Source organism: Rhodococcus sp. 105337 (assembly GCF_012844225.1).
GTDB lineage: Bacteria > Actinomycetota > Actinomycetes > Mycobacteriales > Mycobacteriaceae > Rhodococcus.
The window spans coordinates 94,209-120,207 of sequence record NZ_JABAGQ010000010.1 but is presented as its reverse complement, the minus strand read 5'-3'; the positions used below and the strand labels follow the sequence as shown (position 1 = coordinate 120,207).

26 protein-coding genes are annotated in these 25,999 nt (G+C 66.7%); 14 read left to right on the top strand and 12 right to left on the bottom strand.

Annotated elements, in window-relative coordinates; all coding sequences use genetic code 11:
- Positions 1-31: 31 nt before the first annotated feature.
- Complete coding sequence (locus HF886_RS16140) at positions 32-427, top strand: Lsr2 family protein (protein WP_169652848.1); 396 nt, start codon at positions 32-34, stop codon at positions 425-427.
- Here the strand turns inward: HF886_RS16140 and HF886_RS16135 are convergent, their stop codons facing one another.
- Positions 428-1,837, bottom strand: coding sequence for an FUSC family protein (locus HF886_RS16135; protein ID WP_169652847.1), 1,410 nt, complete (start codon positions 1,835-1,837; stop codon positions 428-430). It abuts the gene before it with no gap.
- 70 nt (positions 1,838-1,907) lie between these two features.
- Between HF886_RS16135 and HF886_RS16130 the strand changes: the two genes are divergently transcribed.
- Positions 1,908-2,420, top strand: a complete 513-nt coding sequence (locus HF886_RS16130) for a MarR family transcriptional regulator (RefSeq protein ID WP_169652846.1) — start codon at positions 1,908-1,910, stop codon at positions 2,418-2,420.
- 49 nt (positions 2,421-2,469) lie between these two features.
- Here the strand turns inward: HF886_RS16130 and HF886_RS16125 are convergent, their stop codons facing one another.
- Complete coding sequence (locus HF886_RS16125; protein ID WP_169652845.1) at positions 2,470-2,949, bottom strand: hypothetical protein; 480 nt, start codon at positions 2,947-2,949, stop codon at positions 2,470-2,472.
- A gap of 342 nt (positions 2,950-3,291) precedes the next feature.
- Here HF886_RS16125 and HF886_RS16120 point away from each other — a divergent pair, with 342 nt between their 5' ends.
- The 4 genes from HF886_RS16120 (at position 3,292) to HF886_RS16105 (ending at position 6,892) form a co-directional block, all read left to right on the top strand.
- Positions 3,292-4,488, top strand: a complete 1,197-nt coding sequence (locus HF886_RS16120) for an IS110 family transposase (RefSeq protein ID WP_169623146.1) — start codon at positions 3,292-3,294, stop codon at positions 4,486-4,488.
- Between the two features lie 128 nt (positions 4,489-4,616).
- Entirely contained in the window at positions 4,617-5,402 is a 786-nt protein-coding gene (locus HF886_RS16115; protein ID WP_229580827.1) for an alpha/beta hydrolase, read from the top strand.
- Positions 5,403-5,543: 141 nt separating this feature from the next.
- Complete coding sequence (locus tag HF886_RS16110; protein ID WP_169623004.1) at positions 5,544-6,131, top strand: HdeD family acid-resistance protein; 588 nt, start codon at positions 5,544-5,546, stop codon at positions 6,129-6,131.
- Between the two features lie 86 nt (positions 6,132-6,217).
- Positions 6,218-6,892, top strand: a complete 675-nt coding sequence (locus tag HF886_RS16105; protein ID WP_169652844.1) for an excalibur calcium-binding domain-containing protein — start codon at positions 6,218-6,220, stop codon at positions 6,890-6,892.
- Positions 6,893-6,937: 45 nt separating this feature from the next.
- On the opposite strand, the gene HF886_RS16100 is transcribed toward HF886_RS16105, so the two are convergent.
- The 5 genes from HF886_RS16100 to HF886_RS16080 all read right to left on the bottom strand — a co-directional run bounded on the left by HF886_RS16100 (position 6,938) and on the right by HF886_RS16080 (position 10,200).
- Positions 6,938-7,345 (bottom strand): PPOX class F420-dependent oxidoreductase, encoded by a 408-nt coding sequence (locus HF886_RS16100; RefSeq protein ID WP_169623007.1) that lies wholly within the window; start codon positions 7,343-7,345, stop codon positions 6,938-6,940.
- 101 nt (positions 7,346-7,446) lie between these two features.
- Positions 7,447-8,793, bottom strand: a complete 1,347-nt coding sequence (locus tag HF886_RS16095; protein WP_169652843.1) for a phosphotransferase family protein — start codon at positions 8,791-8,793, stop codon at positions 7,447-7,449.
- A 34-nt stretch (positions 8,794-8,827) separates the two neighbouring features.
- The gene (locus tag HF886_RS16090) at positions 8,828-9,364 is read right to left on the bottom strand and encodes a DinB family protein (RefSeq protein ID WP_169652842.1); all 537 of its coding nucleotides are present in this window, start codon (positions 9,362-9,364) and stop codon (positions 8,828-8,830) included.
- A gap of 107 nt (positions 9,365-9,471) precedes the next feature.
- On the bottom strand, positions 9,472-9,654 hold the full coding sequence (locus tag HF886_RS16085) for a hypothetical protein (RefSeq protein ID WP_072700725.1): 183 nt from the start codon (positions 9,652-9,654) through the stop codon (positions 9,472-9,474).
- Positions 9,655-9,720: 66 nt separating this feature from the next.
- Positions 9,721-10,200, bottom strand: coding sequence for a TspO/MBR family protein (locus HF886_RS16080; protein WP_169652841.1), 480 nt, complete (start codon positions 10,198-10,200; stop codon positions 9,721-9,723).
- Between the two features lie 192 nt (positions 10,201-10,392).
- Here HF886_RS16080 and HF886_RS16075 point away from each other — a divergent pair, with 192 nt between their 5' ends.
- Entirely contained in the window at positions 10,393-11,382 is a 990-nt protein-coding gene (locus tag HF886_RS16075; protein ID WP_169623011.1) for an MBL fold metallo-hydrolase, read from the top strand.
- 19 nt (positions 11,383-11,401) lie between these two features.
- Here the strand turns inward: HF886_RS16075 and HF886_RS16070 are convergent, their stop codons facing one another.
- From HF886_RS16070 to HF886_RS16055, 4 genes are all read right to left on the bottom strand, one after another.
- The gene (locus HF886_RS16070) at positions 11,402-13,777 is read right to left on the bottom strand and encodes an FdhF/YdeP family oxidoreductase (RefSeq protein ID WP_277351052.1); all 2,376 of its coding nucleotides are present in this window, start codon (positions 13,775-13,777) and stop codon (positions 11,402-11,404) included.
- Positions 13,778-13,901: 124 nt separating this feature from the next.
- Positions 13,902-14,558: a tellurium resistance protein gene (locus HF886_RS16065; RefSeq protein WP_169623013.1), complete on the bottom strand. Its 657-nt coding sequence runs from the start codon at positions 14,556-14,558 to the stop codon at positions 13,902-13,904.
- Positions 14,559-14,681: 123 nt separating this feature from the next.
- Positions 14,682-15,782 (bottom strand): DUF475 domain-containing protein, encoded by a 1,101-nt coding sequence (locus HF886_RS16060; protein WP_169652839.1) that lies wholly within the window; start codon positions 15,780-15,782, stop codon positions 14,682-14,684.
- A gap of 113 nt (positions 15,783-15,895) precedes the next feature.
- Positions 15,896-16,471 (bottom strand): TerD family protein, encoded by a 576-nt coding sequence (locus HF886_RS16055; RefSeq protein WP_169623015.1) that lies wholly within the window; start codon positions 16,469-16,471, stop codon positions 15,896-15,898.
- Between the two features lie 298 nt (positions 16,472-16,769).
- Here HF886_RS16055 and HF886_RS16050 point away from each other — a divergent pair, with 298 nt between their 5' ends.
- Genes HF886_RS16050 through HF886_RS16020 form a run of 7 tightly spaced genes read left to right on the top strand, consistent with a single transcriptional unit; the run spans position 16,770 to position 25,133 of the window.
- The gene (locus HF886_RS16050; RefSeq protein WP_169652881.1) at positions 16,770-17,891 is read left to right on the top strand and encodes a hypothetical protein; all 1,122 of its coding nucleotides are present in this window, start codon (positions 16,770-16,772) and stop codon (positions 17,889-17,891) included.
- A 29-nt stretch (positions 17,892-17,920) separates the two neighbouring features.
- Complete coding sequence (locus HF886_RS16045) at positions 17,921-19,078, top strand: HpcH/HpaI aldolase/citrate lyase family protein (RefSeq protein WP_169623031.1); 1,158 nt, start codon at positions 17,921-17,923, stop codon at positions 19,076-19,078.
- Complete coding sequence (locus HF886_RS16040; protein WP_169652838.1) at positions 19,075-20,370, top strand: phosphoribosyltransferase family protein; 1,296 nt, start codon at positions 19,075-19,077, stop codon at positions 20,368-20,370. The genes HF886_RS16045 and HF886_RS16040 overlap by 4 nt, the downstream gene beginning before the upstream one ends.
- Complete coding sequence (locus tag HF886_RS16035; RefSeq protein ID WP_169623017.1) at positions 20,367-21,473, top strand: cysteine protease StiP family protein; 1,107 nt, start codon at positions 20,367-20,369, stop codon at positions 21,471-21,473. The genes HF886_RS16040 and HF886_RS16035 overlap by 4 nt, the downstream gene beginning before the upstream one ends.
- A 56-nt stretch (positions 21,474-21,529) precedes the next feature.
- Positions 21,530-22,306 (top strand): HAD family hydrolase, encoded by a 777-nt coding sequence (locus HF886_RS16030; protein ID WP_206038854.1) that lies wholly within the window; start codon positions 21,530-21,532, stop codon positions 22,304-22,306.
- Between the two features lie 56 nt (positions 22,307-22,362).
- The gene (locus HF886_RS16025) at positions 22,363-23,607 is read left to right on the top strand and encodes a TerD family protein (RefSeq protein ID WP_169623019.1); all 1,245 of its coding nucleotides are present in this window, start codon (positions 22,363-22,365) and stop codon (positions 23,605-23,607) included.
- 5 nt (positions 23,608-23,612) lie between these two features.
- Entirely contained in the window at positions 23,613-25,133 is a 1,521-nt protein-coding gene (locus HF886_RS16020; protein WP_169623020.1) for a TerD family protein, read from the top strand.
- Positions 25,134-25,138: 5 nt separating this feature from the next.
- Here the strand turns inward: HF886_RS16020 and HF886_RS16015 are convergent, their stop codons facing one another.
- Positions 25,139-25,762 (bottom strand): YdcF family protein, encoded by a 624-nt coding sequence (locus HF886_RS16015; protein WP_169623021.1) that lies wholly within the window; start codon positions 25,760-25,762, stop codon positions 25,139-25,141.
- Between the last annotated feature and the right edge of the window lie 237 nt (positions 25,763-25,999).

Here is a 25,999-nt window from a genome sequence, read left to right as displayed (position 1 = left end):
TTTGCAACATTTCGGGGACAAGGAGAATAGCGTGGCGCAGAAAGTGCGCGTCGAGTATTTCGACGACATCGACGGTCAACCCATCGCCGATGGTCTGGCGCAATCGTTTCGGATCTCCGTGGACGACGTGGAGTACGAAATCGACCTCCGTCCGGCCAACGCGGACAAGTTCTGGGCCGTTCTACGTCCGTGGCTGAAGAAGCCCCCCGGCGCACGCACACCGGCCGCGCGCGCCGATGTCACGGAACGGGTGATCAAGCCGTCCCGGCCACGGGCGGCCCGCAAGCGCAAGACCATTCCGTCCACCCGCTCCCCGGAACAACTGGCGGCGATCCGGCACTGGGCCCGCAACGAAGGGTTCGACGTCAGTTCGCGGGGCCGCATTCCGTCGCACATCCTCGAGCGGTTCGAGGCAGCGCACTCCTGATCAGGAAGTCAGGTGATGTCGATCGTCGCGGTGGATGGTCACCGCGGCGACGACTACACCCACCACCACGCCGATGAGGGTGTCCCCGACTCGACTGAGCGCGATATCGGCACCGAGTGGTTCGCCGATTCCGGTGAGTAACAGCGCCATTGCGGTGACGAAGATACTTGCGACGGCGTAATTGCGGGTGACGAACAACTCGGTGATCGTCTGGAGCAGCACGATGACCGCGACGACCGGCCAATAACCGAGATCGAGTACCAGCACCGCCGCCGCGATGAGAGCCCCGACGACGTTGCCGAGCAGACGTTGAATCGCACGGGCGACGGTGTGCCGGTAATTGACGCCCTGCAGGGCGGCCATCGCGCCCATCGTCGCCCACAGCGGATGCTCCAACCCGACGACCGCCGCGAAGCCTCCCGCGAGTGCCGAAGCTGCCAGGACGCGGCACGCGCCGATGAACAGCGCCCGGTCTCGCAGGAGCAGCGCTCCCTCACGGACGAAACCCCGGGGGCGCTCGAGGTCCGGCACGGCCGAGATGTCCTCGCGAGGAATATCGATGGTGGGGCGCGTCTTCCGCAGTTCCGCCTCGAATCGGACGAAGTCGGCGCGGCGTCCCGCGAAGGTGTCGTGTGGCCCGCTGTCGATCACTGCTTCCGCGGCGACCACGAGTGCCAGTAGTTCGGCGGTGTGTGAATCCCTGCGGCTGCCGAGCGCGATCACTTCCCGCGCCCGCGCGGCCGCCACGCGGGCGGCGGACACGGCTGCTTCACCCTCGGTCTCGAGAGCAGCGGTCGCCGCGAGGGCACGCGCCACGGCGACGCGCGCCGGCCCGTGTGGATTCCAGAGCGCCGGGAGCAGCGCGACGATCCAGCCGACCAGTGCGCCCATCGCGGCCGCGGCGGTGGCGATCCGCACGTCGGAACCGGTGTGGGCGAAACCTGCCGCGCCAGCGGCGGCGAAGATCAGGATGACGGGTCCCGGGCCCGTCATCCTGAATGCGGACAGGAATAGATAGGCCAGTCCTGCCGCCACCGACAGCACCGCGATCTGGAGCCATATCGAGAGTCCGAGCACGCCGAGCACCGCACCGGCGAACGTGTATGCGACGACACACGCTCCGATACACGCGAGCTTTCCCGCCATCCGCGGGTACGGCTCGTGGCGGAGGAAGGCACAGCACAGCGATCCGAGCGCCGCAAAACCTGCGACCTCGCTGTATCCGAGCAATCCACCACCGACGAGCGCGATGAGCGTCGCGAGACCGACGCGTATCGCGATCGCGACAGTCGGGTCTGCGCGGCGCATTTCGACCACGTCGTGCCAAGCGGACGGCGAGACGGAATGGGCCAGCGCGCGTACCGAGTGCTGCACGCGACTGTCACGCGTGTCGAAGGAGGAACGCTGCATTCCCCCCACGATAATACTTTGGGGATAAATTATCTACGAAGCGATTCGCTCCGGCCGTTAGAATGCGCATATGCCCTCGTCTTCCGACCGCCCCGACTACGTCGACCGCGTCCGTCGCGCATGGGAAGACCTCTACCCCGACCTCGATCTCCGACCCCTCGACGTGATCGGCCGCATCACGCGCATCGGTGCACTCGCCCTCACCCGACTCGAACGGGAACTCGAACCGCGCGGCATCGGACGCACCGAATTCGAGGTGCTCAGCGCACTTGCGCGAAGCCCCCATCCGCTGCGTGCCAGCGAAGTCACCTCGGTCACCGGCATTTCCGGTGCGTCCACCACCAAGCACACCGAGCGACTCGCGAAACTCGGACTCGTGGAACGGCTTCGCCTCGAGCGGGACGGACGCGTCGTGCTGTTGTCCCTCACCGATACCGGCCGTGCCCTGGTCGAGTCGGAACTACCGCGGCGGGTGCAGAGCGAGCGGCTCATGCTGGACGGGCTGAGTGAGGACGAACTCGAGGTACTGACGGGCCTGCTGCGGCGCATCGCACGCAACGTCGAAGATCAGACGTTCTCCTGATCGGCAGCCGCATCGCCGGCACGCCGTGATCCCATCCGGCGCTGCGAGATCAGGGCATCTCCATCGTTTCCGACCGTTCGATCTCCGCGATCGCCCGGCGCAGGCAGGGACCGGGGGCCGCCTTCCGCGCGGCGAGCAGATCGGTCAGTACCAACAGCCCGGCGGTGAGGTACTGCTCCGGCGCGATACGAGGATCCGTCGCCTCGACGTCCTGCACCCCCAGAGCGCCGGTGATCACCGCGACCACCGCGTCGGGCTGCATCGACGGAAGCCATCGCACACCGTCGCGTACGGCTCGCGTGAGAACGGTCTGCACGTCCTCACCCGTCAGGCCGTCGGGATGAAGTTCTTCGAACAACTCCCGCATCATCCCGGCATGGACCGCGGTGACCGTCTCGTACGGCAGCCCGACCAGATCGTCGAGTGCATCGCCGAAGACCTCGCTCGCTCCGGCGCGCGCAGCAACGAGAGCCGCATCGGTCGCGGACGCGATCCGCTGGGTCGTCTTCGGCCAATGATCGGGCCACACAGTACTTCGCCTCGCTTTCGGTCGCAGGTCCGCCGGGGGTCGGGGCGGCGAATCCTGCCGCATCAGTTTTCACGATGCCACCGACCCTTCTGCGAACGGGCCGCACCCCCCCCGTTACCTTCTTCGTAGTCCCGCGCCGCGGGGCCACGGTCGCCGGGTTCGGTATGACTTTCTTCCCCTGTCTCTCCAATGATCCGGGGGGTGGTGTCGCCGGGCCTGGTGGCATCGATGGACCGCTGATAGGGACAGGGCCGCCGGGTTCGAGGTAGGTCTCTTTGTAACGTGGGTGCCGGGTATCGATGCTGGATCGGCGACCGGTTGAGCCGGACGAAAGACTGCTTCATGGACACGAGTTACGCCGTGTTTTGCGGCATCGACGTGGGCAAAGGCGAACACCACGCGGTCGGACTGGACGCCGCCGGCGCCCGACTGTTCGACAAGGCGCTACCGAACGACGAGGCCCGACTGCGAGCTGTGTTCGCGGACCTGGCCGCGCACGGGCCGATCCTGGTGGTCGTCGACCAACCGAACACCATCGGCGCGCTGCCGGTCACCGTCGCCCGCGCCTGCGGCCACGACGTCGCCTATCTACCGGGGCTGTCCATGCGCCGTGTCGCCGACCTCTACCCTGGGCAGGCGAAAACCGATGCCCGCGATGCGTTCATCATCGCGGATACCGCCCGCACCATGCCCCACACGCTGCGCCGGGTCGACGTCGGCGACGAGACCCTGACCGAACTCGGAGTGCTCGTCGGGTTCGACGACGACCTCGCCGGCGAGGCCACCAGGATCAGCAACCGCATCCGCGGCCTGCTCACCGGGATCCACCCCGCCCTCGAACGGGCACTCGGTCCCCGAGTGGCGCATCCGGCCGTCCTGGAAATCCTGTCCCGTTTCGGTGGCCCGGCCGGGATCCGGCAGGCCGGCAAGCGTCGGATCACCACTCTCGCGGTCAAACACGCACCGCGCATGGGTGCCCGGCTGGCCGAGGAGGTCTTCGCTGCCCTGGACGCGCAGACCGTGACGGTGCCCGGAAGCAAAGCCGCCGAGATCGTGTTGCCCAAACTCGCCGACTCCCTGAAAGAGGTTATGCAGCAACGTCGGAGCATCGCCGTCGATGTCGAGAGGATGCTCGACGATCACCCTCTTTCCCAGGTCCTGACCTCGATGCCCGGCATCGGCGTCAGGACCGCTGCACGCATCCTCATCGAGATCGGTGACGGCTCGGGCTTCGCGACGGCCGGCCACCTCGCCGCCTACGCCGGCATCGCGCCGGTCACCCACCGATCCGGATCGTCGATCCGCGGCGAACACCCCGCCCGCTCGGGCAACCGGAAACTCAAACGCGCGCTGTTCCTGTCCGCGTTCGCCGCCCTGCACGACCCGACCAGCCGCGCCTACTACGACCGCAAACGCGCCGAGGGCAAGAAGCACAACGCCGCCCTGATCTGCCTCGCTCGCCGCCGCTGCGACGTCCTGCACGCCATGCTCAAGAACAAGGCGCTCTACCGAGCTCCTGTATCAGCGGAAGCTGCATGACAATGGAAACTCTGAGCAGCGCAAACTCCGAGTCTTGGACTCCTCCAGGCCGGTCTGCTAAAAGGGGATGAACAGGGAGATGGGGGGACTCGGTGACCACTGCGAACCGATCTGGAGCTGGTGAGCCTGTGCTATTGCTACACGGATTCACCCTCTCGCATCATGTGTGGCACGGCGTCGTCGACGACCTCTCGAGCAACTACGACGTCCTGGCGATGACTATGCCTGGGCACTGGCGCGGGCCACGCCTGCGTGTGCGCGATCTGGGTGTTCGTGGGATCGCCGACGGAATCGAACGTGAACTCGATGACCTCGGCTGGGACACCTGCCACGTCGCGGGAAACTCCCTGGGAGGTCAGGTGGGCTTCGAACTCGAGCGGCGAGGACGTGCGAGATCCCTCGTCGCGATCAATCCCAGCGGAGGGTGGAAGCGATTCTCGGTAACCGAGTTCCGTCTCGGGATGGGTTTCGCCGCACAATTTCCGCTGGCGGCGGTTGCACGCGTGTTCGGTGATCGCGTCGCTACTCGTGAGCGCTTCCAGCGCCCGATCATCCGAAACTGCAGCAAGGACACGGCTGCCGTCACTCCCGAAGACGCGGCCAACGTACTCCGCGCGGTCTCACACTGCCCCATCTACCTGCCGATCCAACTGGCGTTTCTCCGGGATGGACCACTCGCACACCTCGACCGGGTCACCGCGCCGACCACGTTGATCATGTCCGAGTTCGACACCTTCCTCACCAGGAACGAGTGCATGCAGCGGCTGATCGACGAACTGCCCGACCATGTGGAGGAAGTGACCCTGCCCGGGGTCGGGCACATTCCGATGCTCGAGAATCCCGGAATCGTTGCCGATGCCCTGCGCGCACACCTCGTCAGGGTGACCCGTCAGCAACCCGAGCAGGCATCCTGACTCGCAGCCTCAAGGGTTGACGAGAACATAGGGACCCCCCCCGCGATGCAGCGGTGCCGTTTTCGGGTCACGGCCACTGCCGCGGGCCTATTCTGAGCACACCAAGATCACGACTTCGAGGTGTCATCACGAGGAGTTCCCATGTCCGCGAACCCTGTTTCTCCCTCCGACCCGTTCAGGTCGCTGTTCAAGCAAATCTGGTGGGTAGTCCTCATCCGCGGCATTCTCGCCGTGCTCTTCGGCATCGTCGCGCTCGCGTGGCCGAACATCACGGTGTGGGCACTGGTCATCGTCTTCGCGATCTACGCGATCGTCGACGGGGTGGTGCTCGGTGCCCACGCGGTACGCGACCGCGCGTCGCTCGCCGGGTGGGGGTGGTGGCTCGCGATGGCTGTCGTGTCGGTTGTCGCCGGCATCGTGGCTCTCGTCTGGCCCGGGATCACCGCGCTCGCCCTGCTGTACGTGGTCGCCTTCTACGCCATCCTGTACGGCATCACCGGCATCGTCGGCGGCCTTCGATTCCGGAAGGTCCCGGAATCCGGGTGGGTCTGGTCGGTGATCGCCGGGGTCCTCGCGGTGGTGTTCGGCCTGATCCTTCTCATCTTCCCCGGAGAAGGCATCCTCAGCCTGATCTTCCTCGTCGGCATCTACGCGATCCTGTTCGGCGCGCTGCTGATCGTGATGGCGTTCCAGGTGCGCAACTCCGCGAAGCGGATCGGCGTCATCTGACGGGCGGCGCTCCTGCTTGCGGTGTAACAAACCGACCGGTATCCCCGACGTTCTGACGGAACACACTTCCTCAGAACGGATCGACTATGAATCCTCCTGCCGGCTGGCATCCCGACCCCTTCGACCCGTCCGTCGACCGCTATTGGGACGGTGAACGGTGGACGGAGCAAACCAGGCCGAAAGGTAGCGATACTCCCACCCAGGTCTTCGGTTCTGTCGATCCAGGGGGCAACCCGCCGGCCGAGGAAAAGAAGCGCCGGAAGTGGCCGTGGGTGGTCGGCGCAGGGTTCGTGGGGCTGTTGGCCCTCGGAGCAGCCGTAGGCGAGGAACAACCGGCGCCTGATTCCACCTCGGTCGTGTCTACGACGACCAGTTCGGCAGCTCAGACCACAACGACGGCGCGACCCACCACGACGACAACGCTCCGGACGACTACCCCGGCGCCCACCACGACCTCGGAGGCTCCCGCTCCGGTGCCGTTGGTCCCTCAGGTGGAAACGACAACCAGCGCGACAACGGACTACACGCCACCGGCTGCCCCGGCGTACACCCCGCCCCCGGCAACGCAATACACGCCTCCGCCCACCGCGGAGTACACACCTCCGCCCACGACGGAGTACACGCCTCCGCCGCAACCGAGTGCGTCGTACAAGAACTGCGGCGAGGTAAAGGCAGCAGGTGCCGCTCCCATCCGTAGAGGCGAACCCGGGTATGCAGCCCACCTGGACAGGGACGGGGACGGCATCGCCTGCGAAAAGTAGCCTCCTGGCGGTGCAGGCGGCATCCGCCGACCCGATAGCGACCGGTCAGGCGTTCGCGAGTCGTCCCCACGCGTGCCAATGATCGATCTCGATCCACGCGCTCACCCGCCGCCTGTCGCGCTGGTGGTAGGGGCGGCCGGTGTAGTGCGTCGAGATGCGGTCGATATCGGCCAGATCCGGATCGTCGACGAATTCCACCACCCGGCCCTGGATGCTGACGTGGGTGATCCAGTCCTGGGGATCCATCGCGGACAGGCTCACACGCGGGTCGTGGCGCAGGTATTCGAGCCGCTTTCGTCCCTCGTCCATGTTCACGAGAATGCGACCGTTCTCGTACATGTACCAGGTGGGCACCGACACCGGTTGCCCGTCGGCCCGCAGCGTGCTGATGGTGGCGTAATTGGGCTGGGCAAGGAACTCGGCAACGGCGGCAGGAACCGGAGGCTTCGGCACAATCGAGCCTTTCTCGAGGTGAGGATCGGTACCGGACAAGCCTATGCCCGAGCACGCGGGTCGTCCGCCGGAAGTGCACCGAGAAGACAGCGCGCCGACGCTCAATACCGCGGGTTGGCAACCCTCAGCCGCGTTTCTGCCAGATCTCGGATGACGCAGCCGACCGGTGTGTCCCCCAGAGTGACGTCACCTGCACGCAGGCCGAGTGCGAGTTCCGATTCCGTGCGATAGCCGAGAGCCGCTAGCCGCGCGCGAAGTTGTTCTCGCACCGCGTATCCGACCTCCGACTCGCGCGCGGCGATACCGAGAACATGCGCGGCGACACGAGAGCGATAGACGGTCCGCGGGTCGGCCCCTGCTGACGCGTCGACGACGAAATCCTGGACCGCCCGCAGCAACTCGCCGATGCGGGGAGTGCCGAACAACTCGTCTGCCCGATCGTCACCGGCCTGTGCGACGTCACCGGTCGCACTCGCCGGCACACCGAGCAGGTCCAGCAGGTCGTGTTCGCATTCCGCGACGCGGCGGCCGATGGCCAGCAGTTCGAGGGTGTTGTCGCCGACCTCGCCCGCACGCATCGCCTGCACCCGGCAGATGACCGCCCACCGCAGCGACCCGAAGACCTCCCACCAGCGCACCGCATCCGGATCCGGTGTGACACCGCATTCCTCGGCGTAACCGCGAAACAGGTCGTCGCGCGACCCGAATCCTCCGACGGGGTGCGGCGACCCGAATCGCCATGTCTTCGTGCACAGCCAGCCGAGATCTTCCATCGGGTCGCCCACGTGCGCCAGCTCCCAGTCCAGCACCCCCCGGATGCCGTCCTCGTCGACGAGGATGTTTCCGTTACGGAAATCGCCGTGCACGACCGACTTCCGTGTGGCCGTTGGCCGGTTGTCTCTCAGCCAGGAGAACGCCGCCTCCAGAGCGGGCAACGGAGCTCCGGTCCGCGTGTACTGGCCGAACAGAAACTCCATCGGGTCGTAGTCCGGAAGGCCCGGCACCGCCACCGGGTCCATCCGGTGCAGTCGGGCGAGCGCGCGCCCGAGGTCGTACGGTAGGCGCGGTCGCACGGAACCGAACCGCTCGTCGCGCAGCAGACGCTGGGGCAGCGCCTCGCCGGGCAGTCGTGACATCACCAGGTACGAGCCGATACCCGGCGACGGCTCGGTGCCACTGCTGTCCAGGATCTCCGGTACTGGGACTCCCGCTCTGCCCGCTTCCACGAAAGCCGCTGCTTCCATGGACATTCGGGTGGGATCTTCTCGGCCCGGCGGGTCGCGGCGCAGGATCAGTTCGGGTGGCACCGCGGGATCGGACTTCGTCGTCAGCGACCAGGTCTCGCGGCTGGCCCCGCCGGTGAGCCGTTCGACGCCGGTGAACACGCACGACGCGCCCAGGACCGTCGACAGTCGCTCCGCCAGTGCGTCCTCGAACGTCTCGCTCATCCCGTACCGAACCGTCGTCCTGCGGGCGGGGCGATCAGTCGAATTCCATGCCCGCCGCCTCGCCGCGCTGTCGCGTCGTGTTGGCGCCGTCGAGTGATTCACGAATGATGTCGGCGTGTCCGCTGTGGTGGGCGGTCTCGCGAATGATGTGGATGAGGATCTTGCGGGCACTCATCCATTCCCGTGTAGGCGTCCACGGAGCAATGGGAAGCGGCACCTGTCGGTTCAGGTCGAGTGTCGCGACGTACTCCTCCGTCGCATCCGCGATCGCGCGGTAGTTCTCGAGCAGGTCGGCGAGGGACTCGTCGTCGCGCATGAAGTACTGCTCCATCTGCGCATCCATGTCCGTGACCTCGGCGTTTTCGTCCATCTCACGAATCGTCTCGATCCAGGACCGCTCGGTGTTCGCGACGTGCTTGACGAGGCCACCCAGCGTCAGCTCGCTCGCGGTCGAGCGCGTGCGGGCCTGCTCGTCGTCGATTCCGCGGACGGTGATGAGAAACATCTCGCGCTGCTCGGCCAGCATCTCGAGGATGTCCGCGTGTTCACCGGTGACTGTGCTCTGGTTCATGACCACTCCTCGTTTCCGGATTCCGTCGATGCTGTCACGGTAGAAACGATTGCGGTCGGCTTCGGTCCTAGATCTGCGCCTCGTGCCGGATTCGGTACACAAGGTGGTCAGGCGGCGAAGCCGACCGCACCGATCACCGGAATGATCGTCATGAACACGATCGCGATCACGAACAAAGTGATCGTGACCTTCCTGTCCCAGCGCGACCGTGCTCCCGTCGCCGCAAGAAGAAAGAAGACGAAGCCGATGCAGATGGAGCCGATCCCGATGATCACCGATGTTTCGAGCATGGTTCCATCATCGCCCACGCGGGCGGTGGCCTCACGCGGGCCCGTCCGCCGAGCGCGTGAGCGCGATCAGCGATTGAGCTGCGTGATCCGGCCGGAGAGCACGGTCGCGAAACTCGTCCAGCCGGCGTAGGGAGCGAGCGCCGCCCCGGCCACCGGGTTCGCCGCCGCCGTCCGGCGCGTGAGGTCGACCGTACTCGCGGCCAGAGCAGCGGCCACGAGCGTCGCGGGAACGAGCCGGTGCCACGCGAAGAACACCCACGACCAGGACGCATTGAGCACCAGGTTGACGCCGAGCGCAGTGACGTACTTGCGCCGGCCGTCGTGATCCCCGCGTTCGGTCAGCGAGTCGATCGCGACCGCCGAGGTGGCCGCGATATCCGCGTAGAGCGCCGTCCACACCACGGGGAATGCCGCAGCCGGAGGCTGGATGCCGGGCTTGCGCAGCCTGCGGTACCACTTGGAATCCGTTTCGCGGGAAGCGATGGAACCGACGACCGTGGTCACAGTGGTCGCTGCGGCGGTGGCGAGGACGGTAGTGAGCTTCATGCGGGGTGACTCCTGTCGAGTGCATTCCTCTGTGTCGGTCGGACTTCTGTGTCGGTCGGACTTCTGTGTCGGTCGGGGGCCGGCTCGCGGCTCCGACCGGCTACCCGGGCTCTCGCGCCTCGAAACGCTCCCGGCACCCCGGCGAGTAACCTGACCCCGCGAGCACGCAGGGGACGGCGACGGGGGCGGATGATGAGCGGACTCACACAGATCGGCGACGGGGTATGGGCTTTCGTGCGTCCGTCGGGAGGTTGGGGCGAGGCCAACACCGGGCTGATCGTCGCTCCGGGTACGGCGTCGATGGTTGTGGACACCGTCTGGGACACGGCGTGGGCGAAGCGCGTTGCGGAGGTGCAGCAACCTCTCGTGGCGCACGCTCCGATCACCGAGGCCGTCAATACCCACAGCGACGGTGACCACTGGTGGGGCAACGACACCCTGCCGTCGTCCACGCGGATCACGACGAGCCGTGCCGCCCTGGCCGGCATGCACGAGGATCTTCCACCAGCGGCGCTCGGTGCGCTGGCGGGGATCGGCGGGGTGCTCGGCGCACTGCCGGGGCCGGTCGGCGCCGCAGGTGCGTATGTTGCCCGCGTGCGCGGCGGCGCTCGCTTTCCCCGTCGCACCCCACGCCTGCCCGACCGCACCTTCGACACGCGGGACATCATCGACATCGGCGACCGCCGAATAGAACTCGAACGGCTCGGGCCGTGTCACACCGCCGGCGATCTCGTCGCCCATGTTCCCGACGCCGGTGTCGTGTTCGCAGGCGACCTGCTCTTCATCGGTTCGACGCCGATCCTGTGGCACGGGCCGATGGAGAACTGGTTCTCCGCACTCGAGCGACTGATCTCGTGGGACGCCGCAACCTACGTTCCGGGCCACGGGCCACTGTGCGGCCACGCCGAGATCCGGGCGCTGCGCGATTACTGGGCGTGGGTGAACGACGCGGGTCGTGACCGGCACAGGGCCGGCCTCTCACCTCTGCAGGCGGCACGAGAACTCGTGCGCAGCCCGGAATTCCGGCAGTGGCGCGAGTGGGAGTCGCCGGAACGCCTCGTACTGAGCCTGAGCACGCTCTTCGATCAGTGGAACGGGAATCCCCCCGGCCCCCCGGCGATCCGCCGCCGCGCCCGCGCATTCGCGGACGCGGAGACGCTCCTCCGCGAGGGGATTCTCTGAACCACCACGTGCAGCAGCGTTACGACAGATGCTCCGGCTGGGGGCGCGTCTTGTGCGACCAGTCGGATCCCACTTCCTGAGTGCTGCACACGTCGGGGCACTCGCTGCTGCGGGTGCCCGTGGGCGCAATCGAGATCACGACCGATTTGTAGGTCGGGCAATTGCTTTCGAGAGCAGTGGAATCGAGAGGGACCAACGGGTTGGTCTCCGGGTAGTAGGCCGCCGCAGACCCGCGCGGCACGTCGTACTCGACGACGCGGAACCGATGGGCGCAGCGCACCCGCTCGTCACCGTCCCACCGGGTGAAAAGGTCGACGATGTCGCCCGGGTCGAGCCCCGCCGCGGCGATGTCCTCACGATGCATGAACACCACACGACGACCGCCCTCGATACCGCGATAGCGGTCGCTCAGCCCGTAGATGGTGGTGTTGAACTGGTCGTGACTGCGCAGCGTCTGCAAGAGGAGATGCCCCGGGGGCACCTGGACGACCTCGATCGGGGACACCGCGAATTCTGCTTTCCCCGTCTCGGTTTGGAAAGTCCGTGTATCTCGCGGCGGGTGCGGGAGGATGAATCCGCCGGGCCGCCGGACATTGACCTCGTACCCCTCGCATCCGGGTACCACCCTCGCGATCCGCGAGCGGATGTTCGCGTAGTCGTCGCGCATCGCCTTCCAGTCGATGCCGTAACGGTCCCCGATCGTCGCCTCGGCGATGCTCGTGATGATCGAGACCTCCGACCGGAGATGCTCACTGGCCGGTTCGAGCGGACCACGGGAGGCGTGCACCGAGCATTCCGTGTCTTCGACGGAGACGAACTGGTGACCGGATGCCTGCACGTCCTTCTCGGTTCGTCCGAGCGTCGGCAGGATGAGCGCTGTATCTCCGCACACCAGATGAGACCGGTTGAGCTTGGTGGAGATGTGGACGGTCATGTCGATTCCGGACATGGCTTCGGACGTGACCACCGTGTCGGGGGCGGATTGCACGAAGTTGCCTCCGAGGCCGAGGAAGAACTTCGCCTTGCCGTCCCGCATCGCGCGGATGGAATCGACTGTGTCGAAGCCGTATTCGCGCGGCGGGTCGAAACCGAACTCCTTCTCGAGCGCGTCGAGGAAGTGCTGCGGCGGGCGCTCCCAGATGCCCATGGTGCGGTCGCCCTGCACGTTGGAATGGCCGCGCACCGGCATGAGGCCGGCACCCCGTCGGCCGATGTTCCCCTGTGCGAACGCGACATTGCAGATTTCTTTGATGGTCGCCACGGCGTTGCGATGCTGCGTCACACCCATCGCCCAGCAGAACACCGTGGCCTTCGACCGCCGCAGCATCTGGGCCGCCTCGGTGATCAGTTGCCGCGACAGCCCGGTCGCCGAGATCACCTCGTCCCAGTCGACGTTCTGGACATGCCGCTTCCAGTCCTCGAAACCGTCGGTGTACTCCCGCACGAAATCGTGATCGATCGCATCCCACTCGACGAGCAACGACGCGATCCCCTGCATCAACGCGAGGTCGCCGTTCACCGCGATGGGCAGGTGCAGGTCGGCGAGGTCCGTGCCGTGCCCGACGACACCGCGCGGGGTCTGCGGATTACGGAAGTTGACCAGGCCCGCCTCGCGGAGCGGATTGATCGCGAGGATCTTTGCTCCGTTGCGCTTGGCATCTTCGAGTGCGGTGAGCATGCGCGGATGATTGGTGCCGGGATTCTGGCCCTGGAGAACAATCAGCTCGGCGTTGTAGACGTCGTCGAGCGTGACGCTGGCCTTGCCGATACCGATCGACTCCTGCAACGCGATGCTGGTGGACTCGTGGCACATGTTGGAGCAATCGGGCAGGTTGTTGGTGCCGAATGCACGGGCGAACAACTGGTACACGAACGCCGCCTCGTTCGAGGCCCGGCCGGAGGTGTAGAAGAGGGCTTCGTCGGGGCTGTCGAGTGAACGCAGCTGCTCGCCGATGAGCGCGTAGGCGTCGTCCCAGTCGATCGGTGTGTAATGGGTGGCACCGGGGCGTTTGACCATCGGGTGCGTGATGCGTCCCTGCTTGCCCAGCCAGAGCTCACTGTGCTGGGAGAGATCGGCGATGCTGTGCCGCGCGAAGAACTCGGGAGTGACCCGGTCGCGGGTGGCCTCCTCGGCAACCGCCTTGGCACCGTTCTCGCAGAACTCCGCGGTCTTCCGGTGCCCCGGCTCCGGGTCGGGCCACGCGCAGCTCATGCAGTCGAATCCCTCCTCCTGATTGAGCTGGAGAAGGGTCTCGGCCGAGCGCACTATGCCCATTTCCCGCAACGAGCGTTTCAACGCGACCGCAACGCCGGTGACGCCGGCGGCACTGTTCTTGTGGTCTCCGACGCGCAAGTCCTGCTCGTCGTACTCGCGTCGTTGATCGTCCCGCATCAGATCACTCCTCACAGCGCAGCGTTTTGTGCTCTGTCCAGTGTGACAGAACCCATAGAACCGGGAGGTCGAAGAGCCGCGGGGTGCGGCCACGCGACCGTGGCCGCACCCCTGCCCCGTCCGTCCGCTACTTGCGGCCGGCCTGCCACTTCATGCCCCACCCGTACTTGCGGTCGAGGTCGGACTGACTGCCGTCGATGTACTCCACCAGGCGGTTGACGGTGACTCCCTGACCGGTGTTCTCGATCATCGCGATGGCGCAGATGCGTGCCCCGTTGTTGGGGGAATCGAGGCGGACCTCGATCTGCGGTCCGGACGGCGGGGACAGCGTGACCACGCCGTCGACCGCGGCCCAGTTGGGCGCGCCCTGGTAGATCATCGCGAAGATCAGCACGCGCTTGAAGAGTTCGGGGCGTTCGAGGTTGATGTGCATGTTCTCGCCACCCGCCACCGAACCGGTGCGGTCGTCACCGTCGAGGTGGATGTACGGCGGCGTGTTCAGCGCTCCGAAGCTGTTGCCGAGAGCCTGGATGACACCCTTGGACCCGTCGGCAAGCTCGAAGAGGCAGCCGAGGTCGAGGTCGACACCGTTGCTCGCGCCGGTCAGCTTGGCGAGGAAGCCCTTCTTCTGCTCCCCGCGCGACCAGTCGAGGTTGACGCGCGTGACGCCCCGAGCGGACCCGCCCTTGGACAGGCTGACCGTCGGGGACTCTTTCGTGAGGTTGATCTTGCTGAGGTTGACGCCCGAATTCTGTTCAGGCTTCTTGCTGTAGTCGATGGCCACGATTACCTTTCGTCGGAACTGCGGTGTGCGGACTGCACTGGGGGTACGAAACAGCGAAGGGAGCCCTCTTCCCGAAATCCGGGTCGGAGGCTCCCTTCGCTGTCGAACTCACTGTCGGACTGCTCAGGCGGACACTATTTCGTCCGCGTCCGCCTTCTTGGCGTTGTTGCGATTGCGGTAGACGCTCGAAGCGAAGGCTGCGCCGATCAGGGCGATACCGACCAGGCCGGTGATCACCTCGGGAACGTGCGTGCCGATCGAGTACAGCAGGATCAACGCGAGTGCGCCGATCGCCCAGTGGGCGCCGTGCTCGAGATACACGTAATCGTTCAGCGTGCCCTTGCGGACGAGGTAGATGGTGATGGATCGGACGAACATCGCGCCGATGAAGCCCAGACCCAGGGCGATGATGATCGGGTCGGACGTGATCGCGAACGCCCCGATGACGCCGTCGAACGAGAACGAAGCGTCGAGGACCTCGAGGTAGAGGAACAGGAAGAACCCGGCCTTACCGGTGGCCTTGGCCAGTCCGCTCGGCCCACCGGTGGGTACTTCGTCTTCTTCCGGGACATGGAACATCTCGCCGAGACCGTTGACCGCGATGTAGGTGATCATGCCGAGCGCACCGGCGATCATCACCGTCGACACCTTGTCGTCGGGTGCGATGACGGTGGCGGTGATCAGCAGCAGTGCGGTGGCGACGACAACCTCGAGCTGGTCGAGCTTGCCTGCCTTCGCGAGCGGAACTTCGAGCCACTTCAGCCACTTGATCTCACGCTCTTCGAGCATGAAGTGCAGGAACAGCATCAGCAGGAACATGCCGCCGAACGCAGCGATCTGGGGGTGCGCGTCGGTGATCAGCGTCTCGTAGCTCGCGCTGCCGTCGGGGAAGTATGCGGCCCCGTCCTCCGGCGGATTGAGCGCAAGATCGAGTGCCGCGATCGGACCGAGCCCGGATGCCACCCACACGATGAGCAGCGGGAACACCAGACGCATGCCGAAGACGGCGATGAGGATGCCGACGGTGAGGAAGATCTTCTGCCAGAACTCGCTCATCCGGCGCAGGACGGTCGCGTTGATGACCGCGTTGTCGAACGAGAGCGAGACTTCGAGGATGCCGAGGATCACACAGAGGAACAGAGCCTGGGGGCCACCGTAGAGAAACGCCACCACAAGAGAGATGACGGTGACGGCCAGCGACGGGCCGAATATTCGCAGAACCACGAAGCGTGGCCTTTCTGAGTAGAAGTCAGGGGCGGTGCAGGGTGGTTACTGCAGGCTCCGGAGAGCGTCGATCCGGCCCCGGCACGGCCGGGACCGGATCACGACTGATCGAACTAGACGTTGACACCGTAATCGCGCGCAATGCCCGACAGGCCCGAGGCGTAGCCCTGGCCGATGGCCCGGAACTTCCACTCGGCACCGTTGCGGTACAGCTCACCGAAGACCATCGCGGTCTCGGTGGACGCATCCTCGGAGAGGTCGTAACGGGCCAGCTCGGAGCCGTTGGCGCGGTCGACGACGCGGATGTACGCGTTGCGAACCTGGCCGAACGACTGGCTGCGGGTCTCACCGTCGTAGATCGAGACGGGGAAGAAGATGGACTCGATGTTCGCCGGCACGGCGGACAGGTCGACGTTGATGACCTCGTCGTCGCCCTCGCCCTCACCGGTGCGGTTGTCGCCGGCGTGCTCGATGGAGCCGTCGGGCGACTTCATGTTGTTGAAGAACACGAAGTGCTGGTCGGAGACGACCTTCTTGTCGGCACCCGTAGCGATCGCACTGGCGTCGAGGTCGAAGTCGGTACCGGTGGTGGTACGCACGTCCCAGCCGAGGCCGACGGCCACAGCCGTGAGGTTCGGCGCTTCCTTGGTGAGCGAAACGTTGCCACCCTTGGTCAAGCTGACGCCCATGCGGGGTCCTTTCGATCGTTCCTACGGTCGACGTACCGGAAGGGCACGCCCAGTGTGCGCGTATGCCCCCACAGTAATAGGTCTCTGTGAGGTGCGCCCCTACCCACTATGCCGACTCCGTGCCGGGTCACGCCCCGAATGCCCAGCCGAGGCCCCCGTACGGGGTCCCGGGAGGTCGAGTCGACAGGCGCGGGCCGGGCGAGCAGTACCATTCGGTCTTGTGGCGAGCCGATGGACGCGCCGCCTCTTCGGCGGCGGGCGCACCGATGATCCCGCGGCCCTCCGCGCCCATGACGCGATGGTGGCCGCGTTCCTCGACATGGACAAGCGACAGTCCATCGCAGAGGCCGGCGTCATCGCCTCCCACGAGGTCGCGCCGGAACGGGACCTGCTCCGCAGGTGGGAACCGATCCGGCAGAAGTGCTACCAGGCAGCCGAGGCGTATCTGCAACTCGCTCGCACCGAACCCGAGGAAGAGCTGGCCCCTGCCGCAGCCTACGAGCAGGTGATCCACCAGATTGCGGACGCCGCAAGAACTCTGGACGAGTTCTACGAGCGCTACCGCGGTCATCTCGAGCACGCGGTCACGGTCGCGCAGACCGCACCCCAGCTGGCCGCCCGGGTGAGCGCCGATGCCCGCGACGCCCTCGGAGCGCTGGACACACCCGCGAACAGCGCGTTCGCCGAGTACCCGTCCGTCCGCGCGACCACCGACGCGGTGCAACGCGCACTCCACACCCTCGGTGCCGCGACCGGTGCGGGTGCGGTGCGTACCGCCGCCCACCAGGTGGAGGAAGCAACCGCGGCGTTTCGTGAAGCGCTCGCGGAGGCACCGGGACGGCAGGCCGAGGCACGCAACACCCTCGCCTCCGTCACCACCCGGCTCGGCGCAGTACGCACTCGGTCGGAAGGTCTCGCACCGGCCTACTCCGCCCTGCTGCGCGAATTCAACGCCGCCAGTTCGGCGGATCTGTCCGACAACGAACAACAAGCCCTTCTTCTGCTCGAGCGCGCCGCCGAGGAACTCGACGTCGCCCGCGCGTCCCTCGCCGCAGGACGCCCCGAAGAAGCGCTCGCCCAGGCCGGTGTGGTGCGCGCGGAGCTCGCGCGGGCCGAAGAACTCGTCGATGCGGTGACCGACCGGCTCGCCACGCTGCGAGCCGTCAAGGAAAACCCGGAGTCGAAGGTCCGTGACGTGCGGTTCCGGCTGCGTGATGCACAACACCTCGCGGTACAGCGTGGACTCACAGCAGAATGGGGATCCGTCCTCGACGCCCAGCTGAATCGAATCGACCGGGCAGTCGATGCGCTGACCGGTGTACATCCCGACTACTGGGCGTACGTCAAAGACCTGGACGCGGTATCGACGTTCATCACCGGAGTGGTGAATCGAATGAGAGGACGGAACACGGACCGATGACCGGGGCTACTCACACCGGGGTGCGCGCGATGCGGCACTTCCGACATCTGGACCGGCCCACCTTGGACCGCCTGTTCCTGCACCACCCCCAACCTTTCGGTCACGCCGACGCCCGTGAGCGGCTCGCGATGGCGCTCGGGGCCACGTTGTACGTCCCCGCGACCCGGCACGACCTCACGGCCACCATCGTCCGGCGCTCCGCCGAAGGCGTGACCTCGATGGTGCTCGATCTCGAGGACGCCGTGGCCGACGACGAGGTCGAGGACGGACTCCGCAACGCCGTCGCGACCCTCGACGAACTCGCTCTCCGTGGCGAAGCGCCGATGATGTTGTTCGTTCGCGTCCGCACCCCCGACGGGATCGACCGGCTCACCGAGATGCTGGGTCCCGGAAGCAGCGTGCTCACCGGATTCGTGCTTCCCAAGTTCGGTGCCACTACCGGGGGCAACTTCCTCGACGCGGTCGCCGTCGCCTCCGAGCGGGTCGGGCGGAACCTCTACGCGATGCCCGTCATCGAATCGGCTGCTGTGGTGCACCGCGAAACCCGCGACGACGAACTGCGCGCGATCGCTCGGCTGCTCGCCGAACATCGCCACCGGATCCTCGCCGTCCGGATCGGCGCGACCGACATGTGTGCGACCTTCGGCATCCGCCGCGACCGCGACCTGACGATCTACGACGTGCGGGTCGTCGTCGACGTGATCGCCGACATCGTCAACCACCTCGGCCGCACCGACGGCACCGGGTTCGTCATCACCGGGCCGGTGTGGGAGTACTTCGCCGATCACGAACGCATGTTCCGGCCGATGCTGCGCGCTACCCCGTTCGAGGAGCAGGACGCGGTGGTGTTCCGCCAGCAACTCGTCAGCCGGGATCTCGACGGTCTCCTGCGGGAGATCGCACTCGACCGCGCGAACGGCATCCAGGGCAAGACGGTGATCCATCCCTCGCACGTCGCCGCGGTACACGCGTTGTCGGCGGTCACGCACGAGGAGTTCCACGACGCGACCGACATTCTCGATCGCGACACCGGTGGAGTCAGCGCGTCCGGGTACGGCAACAAGATGAACGAACGCCGTCCCCACCGCACCTGGGCGGAGCAGACGCTGGTCCGTGCGTCCGTATTCGGAGTCACCAACAAGGGCGTCACGTTCGTCGAACTGTTGACGGCGCTGGTGGACCGATGACCGACATTCTCCAGAAGTATTGGGCCACCGAGGAGTTCGGGCTCGCCCTCGAGCATCGAGGAACTTCGAGCGGCTACACCGTCCCGGAACTCGTCCAGCCCGGACTTCGCCGGAACCCGCGCCGGGCACATCTGCTGGTATCGACGGTGCTCGGCAAGCACATCCCCACCGACCCCGCCGCGGTGCTGGCGGCGGGCCGCGACCTCGGGCTCCTCGTCTCCGACCTGCTCGGCGACGACGCTTCGAATGCGCTCGTTCTGGGATTCGCAGAGACCGCAACGGGTTTGGGACACTGTGTCGCCGAGGCGGTGGGTGCCGGGTGCTACCTGCATTCGACACGTCGCCGCGTGCCGGGCGCGGTGGTGTTCGCCGGTTTCGAGGAGGGACACTCCCACGCGACATCGCACCTGCTGCAGCCCACTTCGCCGGATCTCTTCGCCAACGCCGCGCCGCTCGTTCTCGTCGACGACGAAATCTCGACCGGTGCAACAGCTGTCGATGCCATCCGTGCGCTGCACCGGATTCATCCCCGTGACCGTTACATCGTCGCGTCGCTCGTGGACATGCGCGGCGAGGAGCACCGTCGCCAGACGGCGGCGGCGGAACTCGACCTCGGCGCGACGATCGAGCACGTGAGCCTCGCGGACGGTCACACCGTGCTGCCCACCGATCTCACCGACCGGGTCACCGCGCTACCGGCTCCCGACCTCAATCCTGTCGCTGCTCACCGCGGTACCGTTCGGTTCGTCTCTGTGCCCTGGCCCTCGGACGTCCCCGACGGAGGACGGCACGGCGTTCTGGGCAGCGACTTCGCGGCCTACGACTCCGCGGTCGCCGCGGCGGCAGCGACGGTCGAGTCCGTCCGGGAGAGCGATCGTCCGGCGATCGTCATCGGCCACGAAGAACTCATGTACCTGCCGCTGCGACTGGCACAGGCGCTCTCCGAGCGTGGCACCGCGACCAGATTCCAGACCACGACACGGTCGCCCGCGTACGTCCGGGATGTCCCGGGCTACCCACTGCGGCGCGGATTCTCTTTCGTCGCACCCGAACACATCCCGTCCGAACACGAAACCGAGGCCGCCCGGTACCTGTACAACGCCCGGTGGCCGGAACCCGCCGAAGTACGCCCCGAGTTGATCCTCGTGGTCGACTCTCCGGCCGATACCGAACGCCTGCGCGCCGACGGGGGCGTGCTCGACGTAGTGAGCGCGGCCGGCGAGGACGTACTGGTGGCGGTTGTGCCGGCCACAGATCCGGCAGCACTGGCTGCTTCGAGGGAGACACGATGACCACACCGTTGACCGGACCCGATTTCGGTTCGTACGCCCCGGACGAGGTGACCTGGCTGCTCAAGGATCTCTCGCACGTCGACCTCGAAGGCGACATCGCCGAGCGTGAGGCCCGCATCCAGGCGGGACTCGCGCACTACGCGGAGTCGTTGCCGGTCGAGTACCAGCCCGACGCCCCGTACCGGGAGTTGTTCGACAAGGCACTCGCGTCCACCGCGGGACGACTTGCCCACGCGGTGGGAACCCTGACCGAACTCCTGATCGCCGAACGCGGGACGAACCTCACTCTCGTGTCGCTGGCGCGCGCGGGAACGCCGGTCGGAATCCTGATCCGCCGCTGGGCGCAACAGCACCACGGCCTGTCGCTGCCGCACTACGCGGTCTCGATCGTGCGGGGACGCGGAATCGACTCCGCAGCACTCGATTACATCACCGAACACCACGACCCGGCCTCGGTCGTGTTCGTCGACGGCTGGACCGGCAAGGGCGCGATCGCGCGGGAGCTGGCGGCCGCGCTGGCCGAGTACTCCGCCGCCGGTGGCCCGGCGCTGTCGGACGACCTCGCCGTGCTCGCCGATCCCGGTTACTGCGTGCGTACCTACGGCACCCGCGACGACTTTCTCATCGCGTCGGCGTGCCTGAACTCGACGGTGTCGGGTCTGGTGTCGCGCACGGTCCTGAACGACACGTGGATAGGGCCCGGCGAATTCCACGGTGCGAAGTACTACGCCGAACTCGCCGGCGACGACGTCTCGACGCTCCTGCTCGATACGGTGTCGGCCGAATTCGGCGATCGGGCAGCGGCACTGGCGAGCGCACGCGAACTGCTCGGGTCCGACCGCGAACCCACCTGGGCAGGGTGGGAGTCGGTGGAGCGCATCCGTGTGCGGTACGGCATCTCCAGCATCAATTTCGTCAAACCCGGTGTCGGAGAGACGACCCGGGTACTGCTGCGCCGGGTGCCGTGGAAGATCCTCGTACGCGATTTGACCGCCGACGAGCACGCGCACATCCGGATGCTCGCCGCTGCCCGCAACGTTCCCGTCGAAGAGGTTCCCGACCTCGCGTATTCGTGTATGGGACTCATCAAGGACCTACCGTGACAGCAGCATTGATCGCCACCGACCTCGACCGCACCCTGATCTACTCGCGTGCGGCGATGACAGGCACGCAGTATTCGGCCGGAAATCTGCGGTGCATCGAGTACTACGAGGGCGCACCGCTGTCGTACGTCACCGAGACCGCCGCACGACAACTCGAAGACCTCACGTCCGCGCATACCGTGGTGCCCACGACCACCCGGACACCGGAGCAATTCCGCCGCATCGACCTGCCCGGCGGCCCGTGGCGATATGCCATCACCAGCAACGGCGGCGCGTTGCTGGCGGACGGGGAACCGGACGAGCAGTGGCGCCGGCACGTGGAGACGGCGGTACGCGAGGGTGGTGCCTCCCTCGAGGAGGTCATCGCCGAGTTGCGGCGGCGCATCTCCGAGAGCTGGGTGTCGAAGTTCCGGATCGCCGACGGGTTGTTCTGCTACCTCGTCGTCGACGTCGCGGCACAGCCGGCCGGATTCGTCGAAGACTGGCAGGAATGGTGCGGTATCCGCGGGTGGAACGTCTCGCAGCAGGGCCGCAAGATCTACACGATGCCCGACAGCGTCTGTAAGTCCCACGCGGTGGCCGAAGTGCACCGCCGGCTCGCCGACGAGGGAGTGATCGACGCCGACGCCCCCGTGTTCGCAGCCGGCGACGGAGCGCTCGATGCCGAGATGCTGAGGGCTGCGGACGCGGCCATCCGCCCACGTCACGGCGAACTCGAACTGCTCGAATGGCAGCATGCGAACCTCTCGGTGACCGAACACTCGGGCATCGCAGCCGGCGAAGAAATCCTCTCCTGGTTCGCCCGGTCCGCCCGCGCCGAGGGCGGTTCGTAGAGTAGGACTTGCACGCGACCGCCAACACGGTTGCCGACACAGTGAGGACACATCTCTTGCCGACTTCGCTCTCCAAGGGTCAGAACGGACCGCTCACCGTCTCCGACGTCGTCGTTTCGCTCGAACTCACGACACCCGCCGACCTGTCGGCGCTGCTCGTCAAGGCCGACGGCAAGGTACGGTCCGACGCCGACTTCGTGTTCTTCAATCAGCCGGTCGGGCCGGGTGTGCGTCTGGTGCCCGGACAGGCGGGACAGAACTCGTCGCTGGCAGTGTCGCTGCCGCAGGTACCCGCCGATATCGACCAGGTGCGCGCGGTGATCACACTCGACGATGCGACGAGCAGTTTCGGCCGGTTCGCACCGCCCACCGCCCGCGTCTCCGACGCAGCGGGCAACGTGCTGTTCGAGTACCGGATCGAAGGGTTGTCCAGCGAGTCCATCGTGATCGCCCTCGAGCTGTACCGACGGCAGGGATCGTGGAAGGTGCGCGCGGTCGGCCAGGGCTACGCGGGAGGATTCGCTGCGCTCGTCACCGATCACGGAGTGTCCGTCGACGACGCACCGGCAGCGGCGTCTGCGCCTGCACCGAGCGTCGCCCAGACGCCGCCCCCGCCGCCGCAGGCGGCCACCCCGCCGCCCGCACCGCAGCAGCAGTACAACCAGGCTCCGCCGCCGGCGGCCGCACCCGCGGAGCCCGCCGAGGTCAGCCTGACGAAGAACCGTCCCGTGAGCCTCGTCAAGGGCCAGAAGGTCACGCTCCGCAAGGACGGCGGCGTGGCACTGACGTACCTGCGCATGGGCCTCGGCTGGGATCCCATCGAGAAGCGCGGGCTGTTCGGCAATCGTTCCGCCGACATCGACCTCGACGCGTCCGCAGTCCTGTTCGCCGACCACAACATCGTGGACGTGGCCTACTACGGCCAGTTGCAGTCGAAGGACGGATCGATCCAGCACCAGGGCGACAACCTGACGGGTGAGGGAGCAGGCGACGACGAGGTCGTGCTCGTCGACCTCACGCGCATCCCGGCGCACATCACCACCGTGATGTTCGTCGTCACGTCGTACAAGGGTCATTCCTTCGAGCAGGTTCAGAATGCGTTCTGCCGCCTCGTCGACGGCACAACCAACGGCGAACTCGCCCGGTACACCATGCAGGGCGGTATGCCGTTCACGGGCATGGTGATGGCGAAGGTGTACCGCGAGGGCAACTCCTGGAAGCTGCAGGCGATCGGCGAGGGCATCCAGGCCAAGCATCCCGGTGAGGCCGCACCCCAGCTGGGCCGGTTCCTGGCTACGTAGCGCGGATGACGTATGAGTTCTCGGCGGGGCAGAACGGTCCGCTGACGGTCCGCACGCTGCGTTTCGCCGCGTCCGCGCAGGTTCCGCTGGACCTGTGCGCATTCGTGGTGGACGACCTGCTGCAGGTCGCGACCTCGGACGACGTGGTCTTCTACAATCAGCCGGCCACGGCGGGCGTCCGGGTCGAGGGCGAGACCATCGTCCTCGAGCCGGACGCCCTGCGCCCGGGCGCGCGAGTGCTGTGCGCCGTGGGAGCAGCGTCGACGACGCCGGTATCGACCACGCTGTGTGACGCCGACGGAACGCCTCTCGCGTCCTTCCACATCACGCCCGCGACGGGCACAGAATCCGCACTGCTGTGCTGGGAGATATACCGCCGCAACGGAACCTGGAAGATTCGCGCGCTCGGTGCGGGTTATGCCGGTGGACTCGCGGAGATGTTCACCGCGCACGGCGTCGCGGTCGACGAGCCCGCCGATGTTGCTCCCGCACAGGCGGATGCGTTGCCGACGACGACAGGAACCGAACTTCCCCCGTCCTGCGAACTGGTGTGGCGGATCTTCGAAGACGCTTCCCGGTCGGCCGCCGCCTACGTCGCTGCGCACGAATACGCGCAGCATCGGCTCGACGACGAGTTGTCGGCGGCGGTGGCGGACCCCTCCGCCCGTACCGGTCGGGCAGCAGAAACGGCCCGCGCACAAGCACACCGGCGCTGCGAAGAACTCGTGGCGGCAGCGGAGTCCCGGCATCGTGACGACAGCGTGACGCTCGCCGCCGAACTCGACACGGTCGATGCGGTGCTGCCCGCGTCGCTTGCCTCGTGGGACTCGGGCGCATGGCGCGGCACGCTGGTCCAGGGAGACGGTGTGCGCGTGGGCGAGTTGTCGGCGCCGGATCGCGGGGCGCTCCGGTTACCGATGTGCGTACCGCTTCCCCTCGGTAGGCCGTTGTGGATCGACGGTGAGGCCGCGATTGCCGGCGCGGTCGCGTCGTCGTTGGCGTTGCGTCTGTTGTCCGCGCGCCCCGGATCCCGCCTCGACATCATCGATCCGTCCGGATCGTTGCTCGCGTTGAGCGAACTGGCACGGCCGATGCTCGCCGGCCCTCCCATTCACGACATCGCCGGGGTGGCGCCGAAACTGAAAGGCCTCGCCGAAGCCGCGGACCTTACGGGCCTCGCACTGTCGTCCGGCGCCGAGACGCTCCGGCCCGAACCCCGCGTCATCGTGCTGGCGGGCCTGCCGCACGGGTTCGGCAGCATCGATCTGGTGAATGTCGTGCATCTGGCAAGAATGGGTTCGTCCCAGGACATTTCGATTGTGATCACCGGCGCGGACGACAAAGTCGTGGACAATCCCGCGTACGCCCTCTTACGCGACGTGTCGCAGCATCTACCCGCGGCCGAGGACGGTCACCTCGCCGACCCGTGGACGAACACCGACTGGCGGTTCGCGGCCGACACGCTCCCCACCGACGAGGAATTGCTGCGCACGGTGGTGGCAGTTCTCGGAGCCGTCAGAACCTGATCGCATCACGCAGCGACGATGCCCGCCACCGGGATACGAGCGTCGACGGCCTGCCGGAAGTTGACCATCGCCCGCTCGAGATGGTCCCGGTTGGTGACCAGGACGGCACCCGTTGCGCCACGCCTGAGAAGGACGTCATTGGTGAAGCGTGCGTTCTCCACGGTGGACGTCGAAGCAGTTTCCTCGGTGACCCGATCGGGATGAATGCCGCGTGCGACAAGCCAGTCCTTCATCGCCTGGGCTTCGGTGACGCCGTTGCGCGGTACGCCGCCGGTCACGACGATCGGCGACGCCGGGTAGCGGTGTGCCGCCGCGAGAGCAGCCTCGAGACGCTGTTCCAGTACCGGCCGGATCCTCCCGTCCTCGGTCAGTCCCGCGCCGAGAACAACGAGGTGAGTGCCGATCGGATTCAGATCCAGCATCACCGGAAATCGCGGAGTCAGTTGCTCCAGTTCCGTGCAGACGATGATCAACTCGTCGATCATCCCCTGACACAGCGGCGTCACGGACAGAATCCCGTTCACGACGGTGTCGACGGCAGGGTCGGCGCTCGCCTGCCCTGTCGAAACTCCCAATGTGACCGTGGCCGCGACCAGGGCCGAGGCCACTGTCCGTCGTGCAGCGCTCATTCGAATCCCTTCGGAACATGATCGGATCGGGCTGTGCCGCAGTGTGCCATCGACCACGGCCGACGGTGGGAGTCCTCGAAGCCCTGTGGACCCTGCATCGACTACCCGATAGGGAATCGTGACATCCGACAAACGGATTGCCGGGGAAGCGCGTGCCCCGGCTCTCCATAGGTTTCCCCTATGGCGTCGTGCGGCCGCAGGTCTTTGTCGCGGCCGCACGACCGTGTTCGACTGAAG